Below are 18703 nucleotides of genomic sequence, written 5' to 3'. Positions count from 1 at the left end.
CCTACGCTCCCGCCATGGCACTGCCTTCCGACGTCTCGATCCGGAGGGCGGTGCCTGCCGACGCCGAGGACCTCGCGCACCTGCACCTCGACGTGTGGGACGACGCCTACACCGGGCTGATGCCGCAGGGGATCCTCGACGACCGGCGGGAGAAGGTTGCCGAGCGGGTCGCGCGCTGGCGCGACATCCTGAGCGCCGAGGAGCAGCCGACCTGGCTGGCCGAGGACTCCGACGGACTGGTCGGCTTCTCCGGTGCCGGCCCGGCCCGCGACAACGACGTGGACATCGACCTCGAGCTCTACGCGCTCTACGTGCGCGCCCGCTACTACGGCACCGGCGTCGGCTACGCGCTGCTGGAGCAGGCCGTCGGCGACCGGGCCTGCTACCTGTGGGTGCTTGCGGGGAACGAGCGAGCGATCCGGTTCTACCAGCGGCAGGGGTTCCGGCTCGACGGCACCGAGGACGAGCACGACGAGGGTGTCCACGTGCGGATGGTGCGTGCCGGCACCTGAGCCGGGTGCCGCGGTCCGGGACTGCACCGCATCTCAGCCACCACGTGACTGAAATGCAGCTCTTGTAGGGACCCGTGGGTGCCCGCGCGCCTACCACCAGCCCTGGTCGGTGGGTTTGCCGAGGGAGATCGGCACCTGGTGCCGGAGAACCTCGGCAAAGCCGGGCGGCCGCGCAGCGGTGCCGAAGGCATCCTTGAGGGCGGGTTGCGGCGTGCTACGCGCGCGGCCGCCCACCCACGGATAGGTCATAAGAGCCGAATTTGCGGTGCATCTGCACCGGATCTCGGTCACGCGGTGACTGCGATGCGGTGCAGGACCCGACGGCCGATCGGCCGTGCGCGGTAGCGAGTACCGGGCCTTAGGGTCGACCCGTGCCGCTCTACTCCTTCGAGGGCAAGTCCCCGACGATCCATCCGACCGCCTTCGTCGCGCCGACCGCCTCGCTGATCGGCGACGTGACCGTCGAGGCCGGCGCCTCGGTGTGGTTCAACGCGGTGCTCCGCGCCGACTTCGGCTCGATCGTGGTCCGGGAGGGAGCCAACGTGCAGGACGGCTCAGTGCTGCACGCGGGACACGACGGGCCGGTCGAGATCGGCGCCGGCGCGACCATCGGCCACGGATGCGTCGTGCACGCCTGCACCGTCGGCCGTGAGGCACTGGTCGCCAACCACGCGACCGTGCTCGACCACGCGGTGGTCGGCGCCCGCACGCTGGTCGCGGCCGGTGCGCTGGTCACCGGCGGGACCGCGCTGCCCGACGGCGTGCTCGCCATGGGGTCGCCGGCGCGGGTGGTGGGACCGATCGAGGGCGGCAACGCGGAGGTGTGGGTCAACGGCAACCCGCCGGCGTACCAGGAGCTCGCCCGTCGCTACCTGGCCGGGTTCGGCGAAGCATGACCACGCCGACCACCCGGCGCTGGGACCTCGGCGACCCGGACTTCGACGTCACCTCGGCGGAGGTGCACGAGGCCCGCGAGGAGGACTGGTACGTCGAGACGACGTGGGGCTGGGCGGTGCTGAGGTACGCCGAGGTGAGCGCGCTGCTGCGCGACCGGCGCTTCCGGCAGGGCAACGCCCGCTGGCCGGCGCAGAACGGGATCCACTCCGGCCTGTTCTCGGACTGGTGGCAGGAGACGCTCCTCTCGCTCGAGGGCGACGACCACGCCCGGATCCGGCGGCTGATGGTCCCGGCGTTCAAGAACCGAGTCATCGCCGAGATGCGGCCGAGGTTCCAGGCCATCGCCAACGAGCTGATCGACGGCTTCTCGGCGAGCGGGCGGGTGGAGTTCGTGCACGAGTTCGCCGAGCCGTACGCCGCCCGGATCATCTGCCTGCTGCTCGGGCTGCCGCAGGACCACTGGCCGCAGGTCGCCCGCTGGGCCGACGACCTCGGCGCGTCGTTCTCGATCGACGTCGGCAACCAGGTGCCGCGGATCGAGGCGGCGCTGACCGGGCTCACGGGCTACGTCGACGAGGTCGTGGCCGACCGGCGCGCGCATCCTCGGGACGACCTGGTGACCAAGCTGGTCCAGGCCCGTGACTCGGAGGGGACGCTCACCGACCGCGAGCTGTCAGTGGCCCTGGTGTTCCTCGCCTTCGCCGGCATGGAGACCACCCGCAACCAGCTCGGTCTCGCGCTGCAGACACTGCTGAAGCATCCCGACCAGTGGGCGCTGCTGGCTGAGCGTCCCGAGCTCGGCGGCAACGCGGTGGAGGAGGTGATGCGGGTCAACCCGACGGTCACCTGGGTCACCCGCGAGGCGCTCGAGGACGTGGAGTTCCAGGGGCTGCACATCCCGGCGGGCGGCATCGTGCAGATGCTGTCGCACAGCGCCGGCACCGACCCGCGCGCCGTATCGGACCCGAGCTTCGACATCACCGAGCAGCGGCCGCCGCACCACGGCTTCGGCGCCGGCATCCACCACTGCCTCGGCCACTTCGTGGCCCGCACCGACATGGCGGTCGCGCTGCCGCTGCTGGCCCAGCGGATGCCGGAGGCGGAATGCGACGGGCCCGGGGTGTGGTTGCCGGTGTCAGGGAACACCGGTGCGGTGTCGTTCCCGATCCGCTTCCGACCGACCCCACCCCGGGAGGAATAGGCCGTGTCACCAAAGTCCTGGCGGCGCCGGACGCCGCCCAGATCCCGCGCTGGCGGCGTTGCAGTCGCTTCGAAGACGCCCAGTCTGCGCGCGCCCCTGCGCCTTGCCATCGCGCGCCTGGACGACGCCGGCATCCACCACGACTTGGGAGACACGGCCTGATGCTTGCGATCACCGGCGCCACCGGCGCCGTCGGAGGGCGGGTGGCGCGCGCCCTCGCCGACGACATGCGCAACGACTTCCGGCTCGTGGTCCGCGACCCGGCCCGGGCGCCCGCCTACGACACCGACGTGCGCGTGTGCGACTACGCCGACCACGCGGCCGCGGTGCAGGCACTGACCGGCGTCGACACGCTGTTCATGGTCTCGGCCGCCGAGGCCGTCGACCGGCGCGACCAGCACCGCAGCTTCATCCGGGCAGCCGCGGACGCCCGCGTGGCCCACATCGTCTACACCTCGTTCGCCGGCGCGGCCCCGGACGCGACGTTCACGCTGGGGCGCGACCACTGGGACGCCGAGCAGGCGATCCGCGAGACCGGGATGACCTTCACGTTCCTGCGCGACAACTTCTACAGCGACCTGCTGCCCTACTTCGCCGACCGGGAGGGTGTGATCCGCGGCCCCGCCGGCGACGGCCGGGTGGCCGCGGTGGCCCGGGCCGACGTCGCCGACGTGGCCGTGGCCGTGCTCCGGGCTCCCGCCGACCATGCGAACGCGACCCACGTGCTGACCGGACCGGAGGCACTCACGCTGACCGAGGTGGCCGCGCGCGCCGGGGCCGTCCTCGGCAGGGCGCTGCGCTTCGAGGACGAGACCGTCGAGGAGGCCTACGCCTCACGCAAGGCGGCCTACGGCGCCGAGGACTGGCAGCTCGACGCCTGGGTGTCGACCTACACCGCGATCAGGGACGGTTCGGCCGCCGAGGTGACCCAGGACGTGGAGCGCGTGAGCGGCCACCCGGCGCGGACGCTCGAGGAGGCGATCCGGGAGAGCGCCGGCGCCTGAGGTCAACGGTCGACCCAGCCGGCCGGGTGGTCGATCACCGCGTCGAGCACGGCGAACGCCGCCCCGGTGGCGCCAGGAGCGTCGTCCTGGCCCGCGACCTCCACGGCCGGCCGCAGCCAGAGCGCGGAGATCACCCGCTCGTGCAGGTGCTGCTCGAGGGAGGGCCGGATGAGCTCGGCCGTCTCCGCCAGGTGGCCGCCCAGGACGACCGTGGAGATGTCGAGGACGTTGAGCACGCTCGACAGCGCCACGCCCAGCGCGCGAGCGGCGGCGTCCAGCGACGTCCGTGCGGCGGCGTCCCCCGACCGGACCCGCTGCGCCAGCAGCGCCATCGGGGCGCCGGCCGGCAGCCCCGCGGTGCGGAGCATCGCCCGCCGGCCGGCGTACTGCTCGAGGCAGCCGGTGGAGCCGCACGGGCAGGCCGGGCCGCGCGGGTCCACGGCGACGTGCCCGATCTCACCGGCCCAACCGTGCCGTCCCGCGAAGACCCGGCCGCCGATGACCGCTGCCCCACCGATGCCGACCTCGCCCGAGACGTAGACGAAGTCCGACAGCGGACCCGACCGCCCCGGGACGACCTCGGCGACCGTCCGGGCCGCCAGGTCGGCCTCGTTGGCCACCCGGAGCGGGAGGTTGCCGAGGGCTCGAAGGTCGAGCAGTGCCGGCACGTCGACCTCCGACCAGCCGAGGTTCGGCGCGCTGAGCAGCACGGCGTCCTCGACCGAGACCACGCCCGGGAGCGCCAGCCCGGCCCCGACGAGCCGCAGCGTCGGCGGGAGCCCGCGGCGCAGGCGCCGGGCGAGCTCACCGATCCGCCGCAGCGCCTCGCCCGGGTCGCTGCCGACGAGGTCCTCGGTGACGAGGTGCTCCTCGACGATGCGGCCCTGGAGATCGACCACCCGGGCGGCGCTGAAGCCGGGGTTGACCTGCAGGCCGAGCGCCGCGACCCCTCGCCCTGCCACGAGCGGCGTGCCCGGGCGGCCCCTGCCCGGGGCGCGCAGCGGCTCGAGCTCGTCGACCAGGCCGGCGCCGACAAGCTCGTCGGTCAGCCGGGACACTGTCGACCGGGTGAGCGCCGTGGCGCCGGCCACTCCTGCGCGTGACACCGGCTCCGCGGAGCCCAGCACCGTCGAGAGGACCAGCCGGAGGTTGGTGTCGCGGATCGTGGCCTGCCGCGCCGCAGCGGCTGCCCCAGGTGGAGGAGTGCGGGCCATGTCTTGTCCTCAGCGGCGGCGACGGATTATGTTTGGTGACACAACAAATACCATGGGAGCCCCCAGATGACTCGTGAACCTCGCCCGGAAGACCACTTCTCCTTCGGCCTGTGGACCGTCGGCTGGCCCGGCGCGGACCCGTTCGGCACCGCGACCCGCCCGATGCTCGACCCGTGGGAGTACGCCGAGAAGCTGGCCGAGCTCGGCGCGTGGGGCATCACCTTCCACGACAACGACGTGTTCCCCTTCGGCTCTGACGAGGCCACGAAGCGGGAGCGCGTCGACCGGCTGAAGCAGGCCGCCGACAGTGCCGGGCTGGTGATCGAGATGGTCACCACCAACACCTTCACCCACCCGGTCTTCAAGGACGGCGGGCTGACCTCCAACGACCGCGGCGTGCGCCGGTTCGGGCTGCGCAAGATCCTCGACGCGGTCGACCTCGCCGCCGAGGTCGGCGCGACCACGTTCGTGATGTGGGGCGGCCGTGAGGGCGCGGAGTACGACGCGTCGAAGGACGTGCACGCGGCGTTCGAACGCTACAAGGAGGGGCTCGACACGGTCGCCGGCTACATCAAGAGCCAGGACTACGGGCTGCGGATCGGGCTGGAGCCCAAGCCCAACGAGCCGCGCGGCGACATCTTCCTCCCGACCGTCGGCCACGCGCTGGCGCTGATCGCCGAGCTCGAGCACGGCGACATCGTCGGGCTCAACCCGGAGGTCGGCCACGAGCAGATGGCCAACCTCAACTACACCCACGCGCTGGCCCAGGCGCTGTGGAGCGGCAAGCTCTTCCACATCGACCTCAACGGCCAGCGGGGGCTCAAGTACGACCAGGACCTGGTCTTCGGCCACGGCGACCTGATGTCGGCGTTCTTCACCGTCGACCTGCTCGAGAACGGCTTCCCGTCGGGCGGACCGACCTACGACGGCCCGCGGCACTTCGACTACAAGCCCTCGCGCACCGAGCACCTCGACGGGGTGTGGGAGTCGGCGCGAGCCAACATGGCGACCTACCTGATGCTCGCGGAGAAGGCGAAGGCGTTCCGGGCCGACCCGCGGGTCACCGAAGCGCTCGAGTACGCCGGCGTACTGGACCTGGCCACCCGGACCATCGCGGACGGCGAGTCGCTGGAGGAGTTCCGGAAGGCCGACGACGGGTTCGACGCCGACCACGCGGCCGAGCGGGACTTCGGCTTCGTCCGGCTCCAGCAGCTCGCCGTGGAGCACCTGCTCGGGTGAGCGCCCACGCATGAGCCTGGTCGCCGGGGTCGACTCCTCGACCCAGTCCTGCAAGGTCCTCGTCGTCGACACCGAGTCGGGCGAGGTGGTCCGGCACGGCACGGCGCCGCACCCGGACGGCACCGAGGTCGACCCGGAGGCCTGGTGGCGGGCGCTCCAGCAGGCGGTCGCAGAGGCCGGCGGGCTGGACGACGTCACCGCGCTCTCCGTGGCCGGCCAGCAGCACGGGCTCGTTGCCCTCGACGAGGACGGCCGGGTGGTCCGAGACGCACTGCTGTGGAACGACACCCGCTCCGCGGCTGCCGCGGCCGAGCTCGTCGACGAGCTGGGTGCTGCGACGTGGGCGCAGGCCACCGGCTCGGTCCCGGTCGCGTCGTTCACGGTGACCAAGCTGCGCTGGCTGGCCGAGCACGAGCCGGAGAACGCCAGGAAGGTGGCCGCGGTCGCGCTGCCGCACGACTGGCTCACCTGGCGGCTGCGCTCGTCGCTGGGCGGCACCCGCGCGCTCGACGACCTGACCACCGACCGCTCCGAGGCCTCGGGCACCGGCTACTTCGACCCGGTCGCCGACGAGTACCGCCGCGACCTGCTCGGCCGGGCGCTCGGCCGCGACGACGTGGTGCTGCCACGCGTGCTCGGGCCGACCGAGGCGGTCGACGGCCCCCTGCTCCTCGGTCCAGGCGCCGGGGACAACGCCGGTGCCGCCCTCGGCCTCGGGCTCCAGCCGGGTGACGTGATGCTCTCGGTGGGCACCAGCGGCGTGGTCGCCGCCGTCTCGAAGACTCCCACCCACGACGCCACCGGCCTGGTGGCCGGCTTCGCGGACGCGACGGGCCACCACCTCCCGCTCGCCGCCACGCTCAACGGCTCGCGGGTACTCGACTCCGCGGCCCGGCTGCTGGGGGTCGACCACGACGGACTGGACGCGCTGGCGCTCGCGGCCGGTGCCGGCGCCGGGGGGCTCGTCTACACGCCGTACCTGGAGGGCGAGCGCACCCCCAACCTGCCGGACGCCACCGGGACGCTCGCGCAGATGACGCTGTCCAACCTGACCCGGGAGAACCTCGCCCGCGCCGCGGTCGAGGGGCTGCTCACCCTCCTGGCCGGAGCCCTGGGCGCGATCCAGGCCCAGGGCGTGGAGGCGCGGGAGGTGACGCTCGTCGGCGGCGGCGCCCGGTCCCGCGCGCTGCGCGAGCTCGCTCCCGAGCTGCTCGGGGTGCCCGTGCACACCCCGCCCTTCGCGGAGTACGTCGCCCTCGGTGCGGCCCGCCAGGCCGCCGACCTGCTCTAGTCGAAGCGGTCGCGCAGCCAGGCCAGCTGGCGGGTGCGCTGGTGGGCCTCGCCGCCCTCGTGGTCGTTGTAGGGGTAGACCTCGATCGCCTTCGGGCCGGCATAGGCGTGGTAGGCCGCGAACACCGTGGACGGCGGGCAGGTCTGGTCCATCAGGGCCACCGAGAACAGCGCGGGCGCCGTGGCGTGCGGCGCCAGCACGATGCCGTCGACGTAGGACAGCGTGGCGAAGACGGTCTCCTCGGCGTCACGGTGGGCGGCGAGGTAGCGCACCAGCTCGAGGTAGGGATCGGTCTGGGCCACCGCGACGGCGCGCCGGAAGTCGCACAGGAACGGCACGTCACACAGGAGACCCGCGACGTCACCGGGCACCAGCGCGGCCACCGCCAGCGCGAGCCCGCCGCCCTGGCTGGCTCCGGCCACCACCACCCGCGCGGGGTCCACGAGCTCGTGGCTGCGCAGCACGTCCAGGGCTCGCACGGCGTCGGCGTACGCCCGCCGGTAGAAGTACTGGCGCGGATCGTCGATGCCGCGGGTGAGGAAGCCGGGCTGGGAGGGACCCGAGCCGACGCTGTCAGCGGTGGCCCCGGTGGTCCAGCCACTCCCCTGGCCGCGGGTGTCGACCACCAGGTGGGCGAAGCCGGCGGTGGCCCAGAAGACGTGCTCGTGAGCGAGGCCGCGGCCGCCGTTGTAGCCCTGGTACTGGACCACGCCGGGCAGCGGCTCGGACCGCAGCGACCTGGCGGGCAGGTGCAGCCAGGCCCGGACGGGGTCGCCGCCGAATCCCTCGAAGGTGACGTCGTAGGTCTCGACCGCCACCAGCCCCGACTCGACGCGTGCGACCGACTGGGCAGTGGACGTCGGCCCATCGAGCGTCTCGCGCCAGAACTCCACCAGGTCCGCGGGGGCAGCGGCGGCAGGGCGATAGTCCCGCAGCTGCTCGAGCGGCCAGTCGTACTGCATCCGGTGCCCGGTCAGTCAGTGGTGATGGTGACGCGCGGCTCGAGCACGCGGTCCGCGCCTACCTGCCGGGCCGGGCCGACGAGCTCGAGCGGGACGGCGTGGCGGATGTCGGCGCTCGAGGCGCCCACCCGGAGCTCGACCGCACCGGGCTCCACGATTCGGAACAGCTCCCGGCCCGTGAACGAGGTGAGGTCGGCGTGCAGCACGAAGCACGCCCGGCGGCGCTCGCCCGGTGCGAGGTCCACCCGGGCCGCGGCGACCAGCTGCTGGACCGGCCGCACGACCGAGGCCTCCGGGTCGTGGAGGTAGACCTGCACGACCTCGGACACGTCCCGGTCGGTCTCGTTGGCCAGCCGGACCTCGAGCTCGATCGAGCCGTCGGTGGCCCACGCCCCGGCGGACGCCCTCACCGACTGCCAGGTCGGGTAGGCGTAGGACAGCCCGTGGCCGAACGGGAACAGCGGCGTGGGGTCGACGACCGTCACCTCGTTGCGCTGGCCCAGGGCGGCCGCGAGGTACGGCGCGGGCTGGGACGAGCCGGGGCCAGGGAAGCCCACCGGGAGCCGGCCGGAGGGGTTGACCCTTCCGCTCAGCACGTCGGCGACTGCGCGCCCGCCCTCCTCCCCGGGGAAGAACCCGCAGACCAGCCCGGCCAGGCGGTCGGCCTGCCGGCTCAGGTCGTAGGGACGCCCGACGAGGAGCACCACCACGACCGGCGTGCCCGTCGCGAGCAGCGCCTCCAGCAGCTCCTCCTGCCGGCCCGGCAGGCGCAGGTCGCTGACGTCGCAGCCCTCGCCCGAGGTGCCGTTGCCGAACAGACCCGCCTCGTCACCCAGCACGGTGACGCAGACCTCCGCCTGCGCCGCGCGGGCGGCGGCCTCGGCGATGTCCTCGTCGGTGCCGCCGAGGACCGGGCAGCCCAGGGCGTGGGTGACGTCGAAGCTCTCAGCGAGCGCCTCCCGCACCGTGGGGATGTCGACGCCGAGCTCGAGCCCGGGGTAGTGCAGCAGGACGTGGCGCGGGAAGGAGTAGCAGCCCACCATCGCCTCCGGCGTGTCCGCGCGCGGCCCGACCACGGCGACCCGGGCGCCCTCGCGCAACGGCAGGGTGCCGTCGTTGGCGAGCAGCACCATGGAGCGCCGGGCGAGCTCGAGTGCGACCGCACGCGATGCCGGCGGGTCGAGGTCGACCTCCCTCGGCTCCGCGGGCGCCCAGCCGGGGTCGAGCAGACCGAGCTCGCACTTCTGGGTCAGCACCCGGCACAGCGCCCGGTCCACCAGCGCCTCGTCGACCGCACCGCTCGCCACCGCGGCCAGCAGCGGCTCGCCGTAGGTGTTGACGGCCGGCAGCTCGACGTCGATGCCCGCAGCGAGGGCGAGGGCCGCGGCCTCCCCCGGGCTCGCAGCGAGGTGGTGCAGCGTCTCGAGGAACGCGATCGAGAAGTAGTCGGCGGACACGGTGCCGGTGAAGCCGAGGGTGTCACGCAGCAGGTCGGTGAGGATGGTGTCGTCCGCCGCGGTCGGCACGCCGTCGAGGTCGGTGTAGGAGTTCATCACCGACCGGACCCCAGCCCTGATGGTCATCTCGAACGGCGGGAGCATCACGTCGGCAAGCTCGCGAGGGCCCATCGAGACCGGTGCCAGGTTCCGGGCCGCCCGGGAGGCGGAGTAGCCCACGAAGTGCTTGACGGTCGCGACGAGACCCGCACTCTGCACGCCGCGGACGTAGGCGCTGCCGATCAGCCCCACCAGGAAGGGGTCCTCGCCCATCGTCTCCTCGACCCGTCCCCAGCGCAGGTCGCGCACGACGTCGAGGACCGGCGCCATGCCCTGGTGGACGCCCAGCGCGCTCATGGTGTCGCCGATCCGCGCACCCATCTGCTCCACGAGGGCCGGGTCGAACGAGGCCGCCCAGCACAGCGGCGAGGGGAAGATCGTCGCCCGCCAGGCCGCCAGCCCGGTCAGGATCTCCTCGTGCACCTGGGCGGGGATGCCGAACCGGTTCGCCGCCATCACCGCACGCTGCCGCTCGGCCAGGGCGCGCAGCCCCTCGGCCGACTCGACCGGCGCCGAGCCGAACGGCCTGGTGAGCTGGCCGAGCCCGTCGGCGATGGCCTGCTCCCAGGTCTGGACACCCATGGCGTCGCGCAGCATCGGGGCCATCTCGCCGACCTCGGGGTCGATGCCCCACAGCCCGGACAGCTGGGCGACCTTCTCCCGGAGGGTCATGCGCGACATCAGGTCGCTGACCCGGGTCGCCACCGGGAGGGCAGGGTCCTGCCAGGTGTCGGCAGCGGTCGCCGCCATGGCATCGGTCATCGGATCTCCATCGGGGGTGCGGTCGAACGACGCACCTCGAGCCTGGTCTCCACCGTCACGTGTGGCTCCGCCAGGACGCCGCCGCGGATCAGCTCGGTCAGCATCTCGATCGCGTCGTGGCCCATCCGGCGGATCGGCTGCTCGACGGTGGTCAGGGGTGGGTCGGCGAGGGCCGACTCGGGGATGTTGTCGAAGCCGACCACCGAGAGCTGGTCGGGCACGCGGACACCGAGCTCGGCCGCGACCTCGAGGGTCTCGAGTGCCGACAGGTCGTTGGCCGCGAAGATCGCGGTGGGTGGCTCGGGCAGCGTGAGCAGCTCCCGAGCCGCCACATGTGCCGGCTCGGGCTCGAAGGCGCCGTTGCGCACCAGGGTCTCGTCCACGGGGAGGCCGGCCGCCCGGAGCGCCTCTCGGTAGCCCTGCTCACGGCGCTGGGCGGAGACGAGGTCGGCCCGGCCGGTGATCATCCCGATGCGGGTGTGGCCGAGGTCGATCAGGTGCCCCACGCCGAGCCGGGCACCCTGGAGGTTGTCGGCGGTCACCGTCGGGAGACGGGAGGGGCCGGTGTGGGGGTCGACCGCGACGATCGGGCCGTCGAACTGGACGTCGGTGACCGTCGGTGTCACCAGCACCGCGCCGTCGACCAGCGTGCCCATCAGCCGCGAGAGGTAGCGCCGTTCCCAGCCGACGTGCTCGTCGACCCGGCCGCCGGAGGAGTAGGCGACGAGCTCGAAGCCGGAGCCGTGGATGGCGTTCGCGGCGCCCTTGAGCACCTCCACGCTGAACGGCTCGAAGTCGGCGACCAGCACACCGATGACGTTGGTGCGATGGTTGCGGAGGCTGCGCGCGACCAGGCTGGCCTCGTAGCCCAGGCGCTCGATCACGGCGTTGACGTTCTCGACGGTGTCGCTGGATACGCCGTAGCGGCCGTTGATCACCTTTGAGACGGTCGACACCGAGACGCCCGCCTCGGCGGCCACCTCCTGCATCGTCACCCGGCTGCCACCCGTGCGTGCACCCGTCACGGGCGCCAGGTCCTGGGCGCCCTCGCTCGCCTCCACCCTCTCGTCCTCCCGATACCGGTCATCCATCAGCCCTTCACCGCACCCTGCAGTCCACTGACGATGCGCCGCTGGAGGGCGAGGAACAGGATGAGCGCGGGAACCATCGCGAGCGTCGTGAACGCGAGCACACCAGCGGTGTCGGCCGAGTGCTCGCTGGAGTAGTCGGCCACGCCCAACGGCAGCGTACGCATGTCGTCCTGCAGCAGGAGCAGCGGAAGCAGGTAGGCGTTCCACGACCCGACGAACGCCAGCACGCCGACGGTGACCAGCGCGGGCACCGACAGCGGCAGCGCGAGCCGCCAGAAGATGCCGATCCGCGAGGCTCCGTCGATCAGCGCTGCCTCCTCGAGCTCACGCGGCAACGCCATCAGGAACGGCCGGAGGATCACCACCGTCATGGGCAGCGCGAATGCCGCCTGCGGGAGGGCGACGCCCAGGAAGGAGTTCTCCATGTGCAGGTCCCGCGTCACCAGGATGAACAACGGGATGATCGCGACGGCCGCCGGGAACAGCAGGCCGAGGACGAAGACCATGAACAGCGGTTCGCGCATCCGGAACTGGTAGCGCGCCAAGGGGTAGGCAGCCATCACGCCGAAGAACACGGCGACCACCGTGGTGATCAGCGCGACCACGGTCGAGTTCAGGGCGTAGCGCCAGAAGTCGGCGTTGGTCACCACGTGGCTGTAGTTGGACCACACCCACGGGTCCGGAAGCGCGGACGGGTCCCGGGCGAGCTGCTCGTTGCTGCGGAACCCCCCGAGGGCGCCGTAGACGACCGGGCCCAGGGTGACGATCACGGCCACCAGCGCGAGCAGGTAGACCAGCGGACCACCCGAGCCGAACGGCTTGGTGTGCGCTGACCTCATCGGTCCCCTCCCTTCCTCATCGCTTCCTCATCGCTTCCTCATCGCTCCTCATCGCTCCTCACCGCTCGATGGAGTTGTCGCGGCGCAGGACGAACAGCTGGTAGAGCACGGCCATCGCGAACCCGATCACGAACAGGAGTACCGACGCGGCGCCTGCGATGCCGTAGTTGTGCCGCGCGGTGCCCATCGTGATCAGGTACGTCGCCATCGTGGTCGTGGCGTTGGCCGGGCCGCCGCCGGTGAGGATCCAGACCATGTCGAAGAGCTGGAGCGAGCCGATCATGGACAGGAAGGCCCAGGTGCGCATGGTCGGACCCAGCAGTGGGATGGCGACCCGTCGCTGGACCTGCCACCAGCTCGCCCCGTCCAGCTGGGCGGCTTCGTAGAGCTCGTCAGGGACGCCCTGCAGCCCGGCGAGGAAGAGCAGGATCGCGAGGCCGAGGTACTTCCAGGTGAGCACCACGAACACCGTGCCGAGCGCGAGGCTCGGGGTGCCGAGGAAGCCCTGCTCGGGCGGGGTCAGCCCGATGCTGCGGATCAGCCCGTCGATGACGCCCGACTCGGGCTGGAGCAGCTGGTACCACACGACGCCGGCGATCACCTCGGCCACCACGTAGGGCACGAAGACGATGGTGCGGAGCAGCCCCCGGCCGCGGATCCGCCGGTTGAGGAGCAGGGCGATGGCCAGCCCCAGCGGCAGCTGGATGAGGACCGAGAGCCCCACGATGATGAAGTTGTGCAGCACGGCGTGCCGGAACACGTCGTCGTTGAGCACGAGCCGGTAGTTGTCGAGCCCGATGAAGTCGTCCATGGGGCCGAAGCCCTTCCAGCGGTAGAACGACATGCGGACCGCCGACACGACCGGCCAGACGACGAAGAGGGCCATCAGCGCCAGGGCCGGGGTCACGAAGAACGCGATCTCCAGCCGTTGCCGCCAGCCGGCCCCGACGGGCCGGGGGGCCACCCGGCGCGTGTCCGCGCGCCGGGTGGCCACCTGGGGTTGGGTGGGAGCCGTTGATGCAGCGGCGCCCGGGTCGGTCACGGTCAGCTCACTTCTCCTGGTCCGCCGCCTCTTGCGTGGCGTCCACGACGTCCTGCGGAGACGCCTGGTCGGCGAACAGCAGGGCGATCTCGTCGTTCATGGCGCCACCGATGGAGGTGCCGAACGCCGTGTCGAAGTAGAGCTGGACGTACGGCGCGTCGTCACGCACGGTGAGCAGACCGGAGAGGGCCGGGTCCTTCACCGAGCTGCCGGCGGCAGGGTTGGTGGGCAGACCCATGTCGTTGGAGGCGAAGCCCTTCTGGACCTCGTCCGAGAGCAGGTACTTCACGAAGTCGACCGCCACGTCCGGCGCCTTCTCGGACACGCCCCACGCGTCGCCGCCGCCGAGCGCGTCCGTCGGGTCACCGGCTCCGCCGTCGACCGCCGGGAACGGGAACCATCCGGTCTTGTCACCGAGCCCGTTGCCGTCATCGGTCAGCCCCTGCATGACGCCGGGCTCCCAGTGGCCCTGCAGCTCCATCGCTACCTTGCCGGTGGCCAGCAGCCCGGAGGCGGAGGTCGCACCCTCCTGTGCCTTGGTGGTGAGGAAGCCGGCGTTGAACGGCTTGGTGGCCAGCAGGTCCTGGACCACCTCGCCGGCCTTGACGAAGCACGGGTCGGAGAAGTCCAGGCTGGTCACGGCGTCCTTGAGGACGTCCTCGGGGCACGAGCGCAGGGAGGTGTAGTACCAGTAGTGCGCGGCCGGCCACTTGTCACCGGCACCCACCGAGAGCGGCGTGATGCCCGCGTCCTTGAGGGTCGCGATGTCGGCGTAGAGCTCGTCCATCGTGGTCGGCGTCTCGGTGATGCCCGCCTGGGCGAAGAGGTCGGTGTTGTACCAGAAGCCCACGACGCCCATGGAGAACGGCAGCGCGTAGGTCTTGCCGTCGATCTGCCAGCCGGCGGCAGACCCGCCGATCTTGGCGATCTCGTCCGCGGCGTCGTCGGAGAGGTCACGCACCATGCCGGCGTCGACGTGGTCGGCGAGCTCGCCGCCACCCCGCTCCATGTAGACGTCCGGGATGTCGCCACTCTGGAAGGCCGCATCCAGCTTGTCGACCATGTCCTCGTGCGCCATGGCACTGATCTTGATCTTCACGCCCGGGTGGTCGGCCTCGAAGTCCTTGGCCACCTGCTCGTAGTAGCTCTTGCCCGGGTCGTTGTTGGAGTTGTGCCACCACGTGATCGTGGTGGAGCCCGACGACCCTGACGAGTCGTCGTCGCTTCCGCACGCCGCCGCGCCCATCATCAGCGCACCCGCGCAGAGCAGCCCGAGCGCCCTTCCTCGCCTGTTCCTCAGCATCCTGGATAGCTCCTTCATCCGGCCGCGCCGTCGTGACGTCGACCACAACGCGGAGAACGTGCCACCGGCCGAGGCGCGTTGTCAATCGTTATCGATAACGTTTTCCAAACATCGCCCACGCCCGTCGACCGCCCCGGAGTCCCACTCGGCAAGCAGCGCCGGCCTCAGGCCGTGGTGTGGTGCACGAAGCACCACCTCCAGTTCTCCCCGGGCTCCGCGGTCTCCATCACCGGGTGGGTGGTCTCGTGGAAGTGCTTGGTCGCGTGCTGCCCGATCGAGGAGTCGCAGCACGCCAGGTTGCCGCACTCGAGGCACTGCCGCATCGACACCCACTCGAGCCCCTCGTCGAGGCAGCGCTGGCAGACCGGGTCGGGTGTCGTCTCCACGACGCGGTAGTGGTCCAGGTCCGCGCAGCTGTAGCCGGTACGCCGCACCTTGGAGTACTCCTGCAGCTCCTCGCGCTCCGCGGTGGCGACGTCGAGCATCGACTCCTCGACGTCGAGCAGCGCCAGCACGTCGGCCACGACCTCGGAGTCGACCTTGCCCGTCTCCCGGATCTTCAGCACCTTGGTCCGCTCGGCGTCGAGCAGCGAGAGCCGGATCCGGGCGTAGAGGTCGCTGGGGGCTTCGCGATCGGCGACGGTGCTGAGCCGCTCCCAGGCCGCGAAGTTGCGCTGGTCGAGCCGCTGCCGGATCAGGTCGACCACACCCTGGCTGTCGTCGTACTCGAGCTCCTCGAGCCGGTGCAGCGCCGCCTTGGATGCCTGCTGCAGCAGCGTGGCCCGGGCCAGCGCGTCCTCGGCCGGGTCCGGCCCCGGGACCCGCAGCCGGCGGGCGATCCAGGGCAGGGTCGTGCCCTGGAGGAGGAGGGTTCCCGCGACCACGGTGAACGCCATCAGCAGCAGCACCTCGCGGTAGCGCGTGTCCTCGGGGATGACGAACGCCGCGGCCAGCGTGACCACGCCCCGCATCCCGGCCCAGCCGAGCACGAAGGTGAAGGTCCACGGCGGCCGGCGGCCGGTGAGCGGGTCCGGACCTGGCCGGACGATGAGGTAGCGCGCCGGGAACACCCACGCCAGCCGGAGGACGATGCACCCAACGAGGGTGGCCGCGCAGACCGCGATGATCCGGCCCCACGAGAGCTCGCCGTTCCCGGCGCCCTGCACGATGCTCCGGGCCTGGAGACCGATCAGCAGGAAGACGGTGTTCTCCAGGACGAAGGCGATCGTGCGCCAGTTCAGCCGCTCGGCGATCCGCGACTGCGCGGTCTGCAGGATCGGCGCCTTGTGCCCGAGCAGCAGGCCGGCCACGACGACCGCGATGACCCCCGAGGCGTGCACCTCCTCGCCGATCGCGTACGCCGCGAAGGGGACCACCAGCGACAGAGCGCTGTCGAGGACCGGGTCGTCGAGGTGCCTGCGGAAGACCGCGACCACCTTGTAGGCCACGAGGCCGACGAGGACGCCCCCGCCCGCGGCCAGCAGGAAGTCGAGCCCCACCTTCCCCGGGCTGAAGCCGTCGCCGTCCGCCACCGCGAGCGCCGTGCCCAGCGCGACCAGGGCCGTGGCGTCGTTGAGCAGCGACTCGCCCTCGAGGATCGTGACGATCCGCCGGGGCAGCCCGATCCGACGGCCGATCGCGGTGGCGGCGACGGCGTCCGGCGGTGCGACCACGGCGCCGATCGCGATCGCGATCGACCACGAGATCCCGGGCAGCAGCGCGTGCGCCACCCAGCCGACCCCGAGTGCCGTGAACGCCACCAGGCCGACCGAGAGCAGCAGGATCGCTCGCCGGTTGGCCCTGAAGTCGACCAGCGACGTGCCCTGGGCGGCGGCGTAGAGCAACGGCGGCAGCAGCCCGAAGAGCACGATCTCCTCGGAGAGCTCGACGTCGGGCACGAAGGGGATGTACGACCCCGCGATGCCCACCAGGATCAGCAGGAACGGCGCGGGGACGTCGATCTTCTCCGACACCCAGGTACAGACGAGTACGCCCACGGCCAGGCCGCAGAGCAGGGCCGTGATCTCCACGGCCGACATTCTCCCGACCGACGCCCCGCGCTCCTAACCCGTTCGTTCAGGGCGCAATCGGGAGGCGGCTCAGCGGCTGTCGCGGCGCGCCTGCCGCCGTCGCCCTGCCGACGCGACGGAGGCGTCGTGGAGCTGGCGGCCCGTGGTCTTGGTCGGGCGGGGCTTCGGGGAGGGCTTGACCGCGGCCGGCCGCGGCTGCGCTGCCGAACGAGGTGCCGAGCGGGGCGCCGCCGCGGCCCGCGCCTCCCGCGCCGCCACCAGGCGCTCGGCCCGCAGCTCCGCGGCGCTGGCGCGGGCGGCCTTGGCCAGGGCGGTGCTCACCCGAGCCAGCGCACCCTCGAAGAGCTCGGCCTTGTCCCGGGCGCGCTGGTTGCGGCCGTGGGCAGCGCCGCGACCACCGACCTCGGCGACGCGGGCGCGCGCCTGGCGGCGGTACTGGCCCTGGTACTTGTTCCGCTCTCGCCGGATGCGTTGATGGAGGTCGAGCAGGGCGTCCTCGTCGAGGCCCGCCATCGCCTCACGGTCCGTCTCGCGGATGACGCCGAGCTCGGCTTCGGTGAGTGAGTTGACCAGGGCGTCCATGGCTGCTCCGACGTAGTAGGGATCTCGCTCCCATCGTCCGCCCCGACGGCGACGGCGTCGAGCGCCCGCAAGCAGGATCAAGCGCGCAGCGGACGCGATGCCTCACGATCGTCGGGTGACGCCAAGTCGATCCGTGGCCGCGGACACCTTCGCCGACTTCGTCGACCACCTGGCCCAGGTGCTCGACGACACCGGCGACCGCGACGCGACCGGCGAGGAGTGGGCGGCTCGGTTCCACTTCTCGCGCTACCACTTCGACCGGATGATCCGCAGCGTGGCCGGCGAGCCGCCCCAGGCCTTCCGCCGCCGGATCCTGCTCGAGCGCGCGGCCTACCGCATGGTCACGACCACGGCACCGCTGATCGACATCGCGGTCGAGGCCGGCTACGGCTCGCACGAGGCGTTCACCCGCGCCTTCACCCGCGCGTACGGCGTCGCGCCGGCGGCCTGGCGCAGGTCGCCGGGGCGGATCCGCATCGCCGCGCCCAGCAACGTCCACTTCCACCCGCCCGGCAGCCTCCGGCTGCCTGCACGAGACAAGGTGACCGCGATGGACCTGATGACCCGCATGGTCGAGCACCACATCTGGCTGACCGGCGAGATGGTGCGCCTGGCCGGCCGGCTGACCGACGAGCAGCTCGACCAGCCGATCGAGCTCGACGTCGACGAGGACCGCCAGACGATCCGTTCGCTCCTCTCCCGGCTGATCGGCCAGATGGGGATGTGGAACGCAGCGGTGGCCATGCGCGACTACGACTGGTCGGTCGAGGAGCACGAGTCGGTCAGCTCGATGCGCGAGCGGCTGGCCGTCGAGGGCCCGGCGTTCCTCGCCCAGGTCCACGAGGTGGTCGAGCAGGAGCGGCTCGACGACACCTTCGTCGACGCCCTGTGCGAGCCCGCCGAGGTGTTCACCTACGGCGGGATGATCGCGCACGTGCTCACCTTCGCCGCACACCGCCGGACCCTGGTCGTGCTCGCGCTCGCCAAGCACGGCGTCGAGGAGCTCGGCTGGGGTGACCCGATGGTCTGGGTCGCCACCCCTAGCTAGTGCCCCGCGTCGAAAGCTCGGCACCTAATTCCGCACCCCGAGCGCGCACCTCGCGGCGTTGCCGTCGCTCGCTGGACGAAGAGGTAGAGCGTCGCTCCGGCGCCTTGCGATGCACGCACTCGGAGCACGG

General features: G+C 72.1%; 16 protein-coding genes. 7 read left to right on the top strand and 9 right to left on the bottom strand.

The window, feature by feature from the left end; translation table 11 throughout:
* The first annotated feature begins 14 nt into the window (after window positions 1–14).
* The 4 genes from VFV89_RS03655 (at window position 15) to VFV89_RS03640 (ending at window position 3614) form a co-directional block, all read left to right on the top strand.
* Window positions 15–512, top strand: a complete 498-nt coding sequence (locus VFV89_RS03655; protein ID WP_329704545.1) for a GNAT family N-acetyltransferase — start codon at window positions 15–17, stop codon at window positions 510–512.
* 371 nt (window positions 513–883) lie between these two features.
* Window positions 884–1408: a gamma carbonic anhydrase family protein gene (locus VFV89_RS03650; protein WP_329704544.1), complete on the top strand. Its 525-nt coding sequence runs from the start codon at window positions 884–886 to the stop codon at window positions 1406–1408.
* Window positions 1405–2610 (top strand): cytochrome P450, encoded by a 1206-nt coding sequence (locus VFV89_RS03645; RefSeq protein WP_329704543.1) that lies wholly within the window; start codon window positions 1405–1407, stop codon window positions 2608–2610. The genes VFV89_RS03650 and VFV89_RS03645 overlap by 4 nt, the downstream gene beginning before the upstream one ends.
* Window positions 2611–2771: 161 nt before the next feature.
* Window positions 2772–3614: an NAD(P)H-binding protein gene (locus VFV89_RS03640; protein WP_329704542.1), complete on the top strand. Its 843-nt coding sequence runs from the start codon at window positions 2772–2774 to the stop codon at window positions 3612–3614.
* Window positions 3615–3616: 2 nt separating this feature from the next.
* Here VFV89_RS03640 and VFV89_RS03635 read toward each other — a convergent pair whose 3' ends face one another.
* On the bottom strand, window positions 3617–4828 hold the full coding sequence (locus VFV89_RS03635; RefSeq protein ID WP_329704541.1) for an ROK family protein: 1212 nt from the start codon (window positions 4826–4828) through the stop codon (window positions 3617–3619).
* A gap of 66 nt (window positions 4829–4894) precedes the next feature.
* On the opposite strand from VFV89_RS03635, the gene xylA reads away from it, so the two are divergent.
* A complete protein-coding gene (gene xylA, locus VFV89_RS03630; protein WP_329704540.1) occupies window positions 4895–6067 on the top strand; it encodes a xylose isomerase in 1173 nt (390 codons plus the stop codon).
* Window positions 6068–6077: 10 nt separating this feature from the next.
* A complete protein-coding gene (locus VFV89_RS03625; RefSeq protein WP_329704539.1) occupies window positions 6078–7358 on the top strand; it encodes a xylulokinase in 1281 nt (426 codons plus the stop codon).
* Here the strand turns inward: VFV89_RS03625 and VFV89_RS03620 are convergent.
* The 8 genes from VFV89_RS03620 to VFV89_RS03585 form a co-directional block, all read right to left on the bottom strand.
* On the bottom strand, window positions 7355–8320 hold the full coding sequence (locus VFV89_RS03620; RefSeq protein ID WP_329704538.1) for an acetylxylan esterase: 966 nt from the start codon (window positions 8318–8320) through the stop codon (window positions 7355–7357). The two genes, VFV89_RS03625 and VFV89_RS03620, sit on opposite strands and share 4 nt — an antisense overlap.
* Window positions 8321–8331: 11 nt before the next feature.
* The gene (locus VFV89_RS03615) at window positions 8332–10638 is read right to left on the bottom strand and encodes a glycoside hydrolase family 3 N-terminal domain-containing protein (RefSeq protein WP_329704537.1); all 2307 of its coding nucleotides are present in this window, start codon (window positions 10636–10638) and stop codon (window positions 8332–8334) included.
* Complete coding sequence (locus VFV89_RS03610; protein ID WP_329704536.1) at window positions 10635–11699, bottom strand: LacI family DNA-binding transcriptional regulator; 1065 nt, start codon at window positions 11697–11699, stop codon at window positions 10635–10637. Before VFV89_RS03610 ends, VFV89_RS03615 begins: the two co-directional genes overlap by 4 nt.
* Before the next feature lie 29 nt (window positions 11700–11728).
* Window positions 11729–12568 carry a carbohydrate ABC transporter permease gene (locus VFV89_RS03605; protein WP_329704535.1) on the bottom strand — a complete coding sequence of 280 codons (840 nt, stop codon included), beginning with the start codon at window positions 12566–12568 and terminating at the stop codon, window positions 11729–11731.
* Window positions 12569–12626: 58 nt separating this feature from the next.
* Window positions 12627–13562 (bottom strand): sugar ABC transporter permease, encoded by a 936-nt coding sequence (locus VFV89_RS03600; RefSeq protein WP_329704534.1) that lies wholly within the window; start codon window positions 13560–13562, stop codon window positions 12627–12629.
* A 55-nt stretch (window positions 13563–13617) separates the two neighbouring features.
* Window positions 13618–14913, bottom strand: a complete 1296-nt coding sequence (locus VFV89_RS03595) for an extracellular solute-binding protein (RefSeq protein ID WP_329704533.1) — start codon at window positions 14911–14913, stop codon at window positions 13618–13620.
* Window positions 14914–15077: 164 nt separating this feature from the next.
* Window positions 15078–16952, bottom strand: a complete 1875-nt coding sequence (locus VFV89_RS03590) for a Na+/H+ antiporter (RefSeq protein WP_329704532.1) — start codon at window positions 16950–16952, stop codon at window positions 15078–15080.
* A 60-nt stretch (window positions 16953–17012) separates the two neighbouring features.
* Entirely contained in the window at window positions 17013–17525 is a 513-nt protein-coding gene (locus tag VFV89_RS03585; RefSeq protein ID WP_329704531.1) for a hypothetical protein, read from the bottom strand.
* A gap of 115 nt (window positions 17526–17640) precedes the next feature.
* Between VFV89_RS03585 and VFV89_RS03580 the strand changes: the two genes are divergently transcribed.
* Entirely contained in the window at window positions 17641–18573 is a 933-nt protein-coding gene (locus VFV89_RS03580) for an AraC family transcriptional regulator (RefSeq protein ID WP_329704530.1), read from the top strand.
* The last annotated feature ends 130 nt before the right edge of the window (window positions 18574–18703 follow it).

This window comes from Nocardioides sp. (genome assembly GCF_036274455.1).
GTDB lineage: Bacteria > Actinomycetota > Actinomycetes > Propionibacteriales > Nocardioidaceae > Nocardioides.
The sequence above is the reverse complement of the archived record's forward strand: the minus strand, read 5'-3'. Positions and strand labels throughout refer to the sequence as shown.

Excerpts from the sequence above, each read along its gene's own strand:
- VFV89_RS03655 (WP_329704545.1), top strand. The coding sequence starts at position 15 with ATGGCACTGCCTTCCGACGTCTCGATCCGGAGGGCGGTGCCTGCCGAC.
- VFV89_RS03645 (WP_329704543.1), top strand. The coding sequence starts at position 1,405 with ATGACCACGCCGACCACCCGGCGCTGGGACCTCGGCGACCCGGACTTC.
- VFV89_RS03640 (WP_329704542.1), top strand. The coding sequence starts at position 2,772 with ATGCTTGCGATCACCGGCGCCACCGGCGCCGTCGGAGGGCGGGTGGCG.
- VFV89_RS03635 (WP_329704541.1), bottom strand. The coding sequence starts at position 4,828 with ATGGCCCGCACTCCTCCACCTGGGGCAGCCGCTGCGGCGCGGCAGGCC.
- xylA (WP_329704540.1), top strand. The coding sequence starts at position 4,895 with ATGACTCGTGAACCTCGCCCGGAAGACCACTTCTCCTTCGGCCTGTGG.
- VFV89_RS03625 (WP_329704539.1), top strand. The coding sequence starts at position 6,078 with ATGAGCCTGGTCGCCGGGGTCGACTCCTCGACCCAGTCCTGCAAGGTC.
- VFV89_RS03620 (WP_329704538.1), bottom strand. The coding sequence starts at position 8,320 with ATGCAGTACGACTGGCCGCTCGAGCAGCTGCGGGACTATCGCCCTGCC.
- VFV89_RS03615 (WP_329704537.1), bottom strand. The coding sequence starts at position 10,638 with ATGACCGATGCCATGGCGGCGACCGCTGCCGACACCTGGCAGGACCCT.
- VFV89_RS03605 (WP_329704535.1), bottom strand. The coding sequence starts at position 12,568 with ATGAGGTCAGCGCACACCAAGCCGTTCGGCTCGGGTGGTCCGCTGGTC.
- VFV89_RS03595 (WP_329704533.1), bottom strand. The coding sequence starts at position 14,913 with ATGCTGAGGAACAGGCGAGGAAGGGCGCTCGGGCTGCTCTGCGCGGGT.
- VFV89_RS03590 (WP_329704532.1), bottom strand. The coding sequence starts at position 16,952 with ATGTCGGCCGTGGAGATCACGGCCCTGCTCTGCGGCCTGGCCGTGGGC.
- VFV89_RS03585 (WP_329704531.1), bottom strand. The coding sequence starts at position 17,525 with ATGGACGCCCTGGTCAACTCACTCACCGAAGCCGAGCTCGGCGTCATC.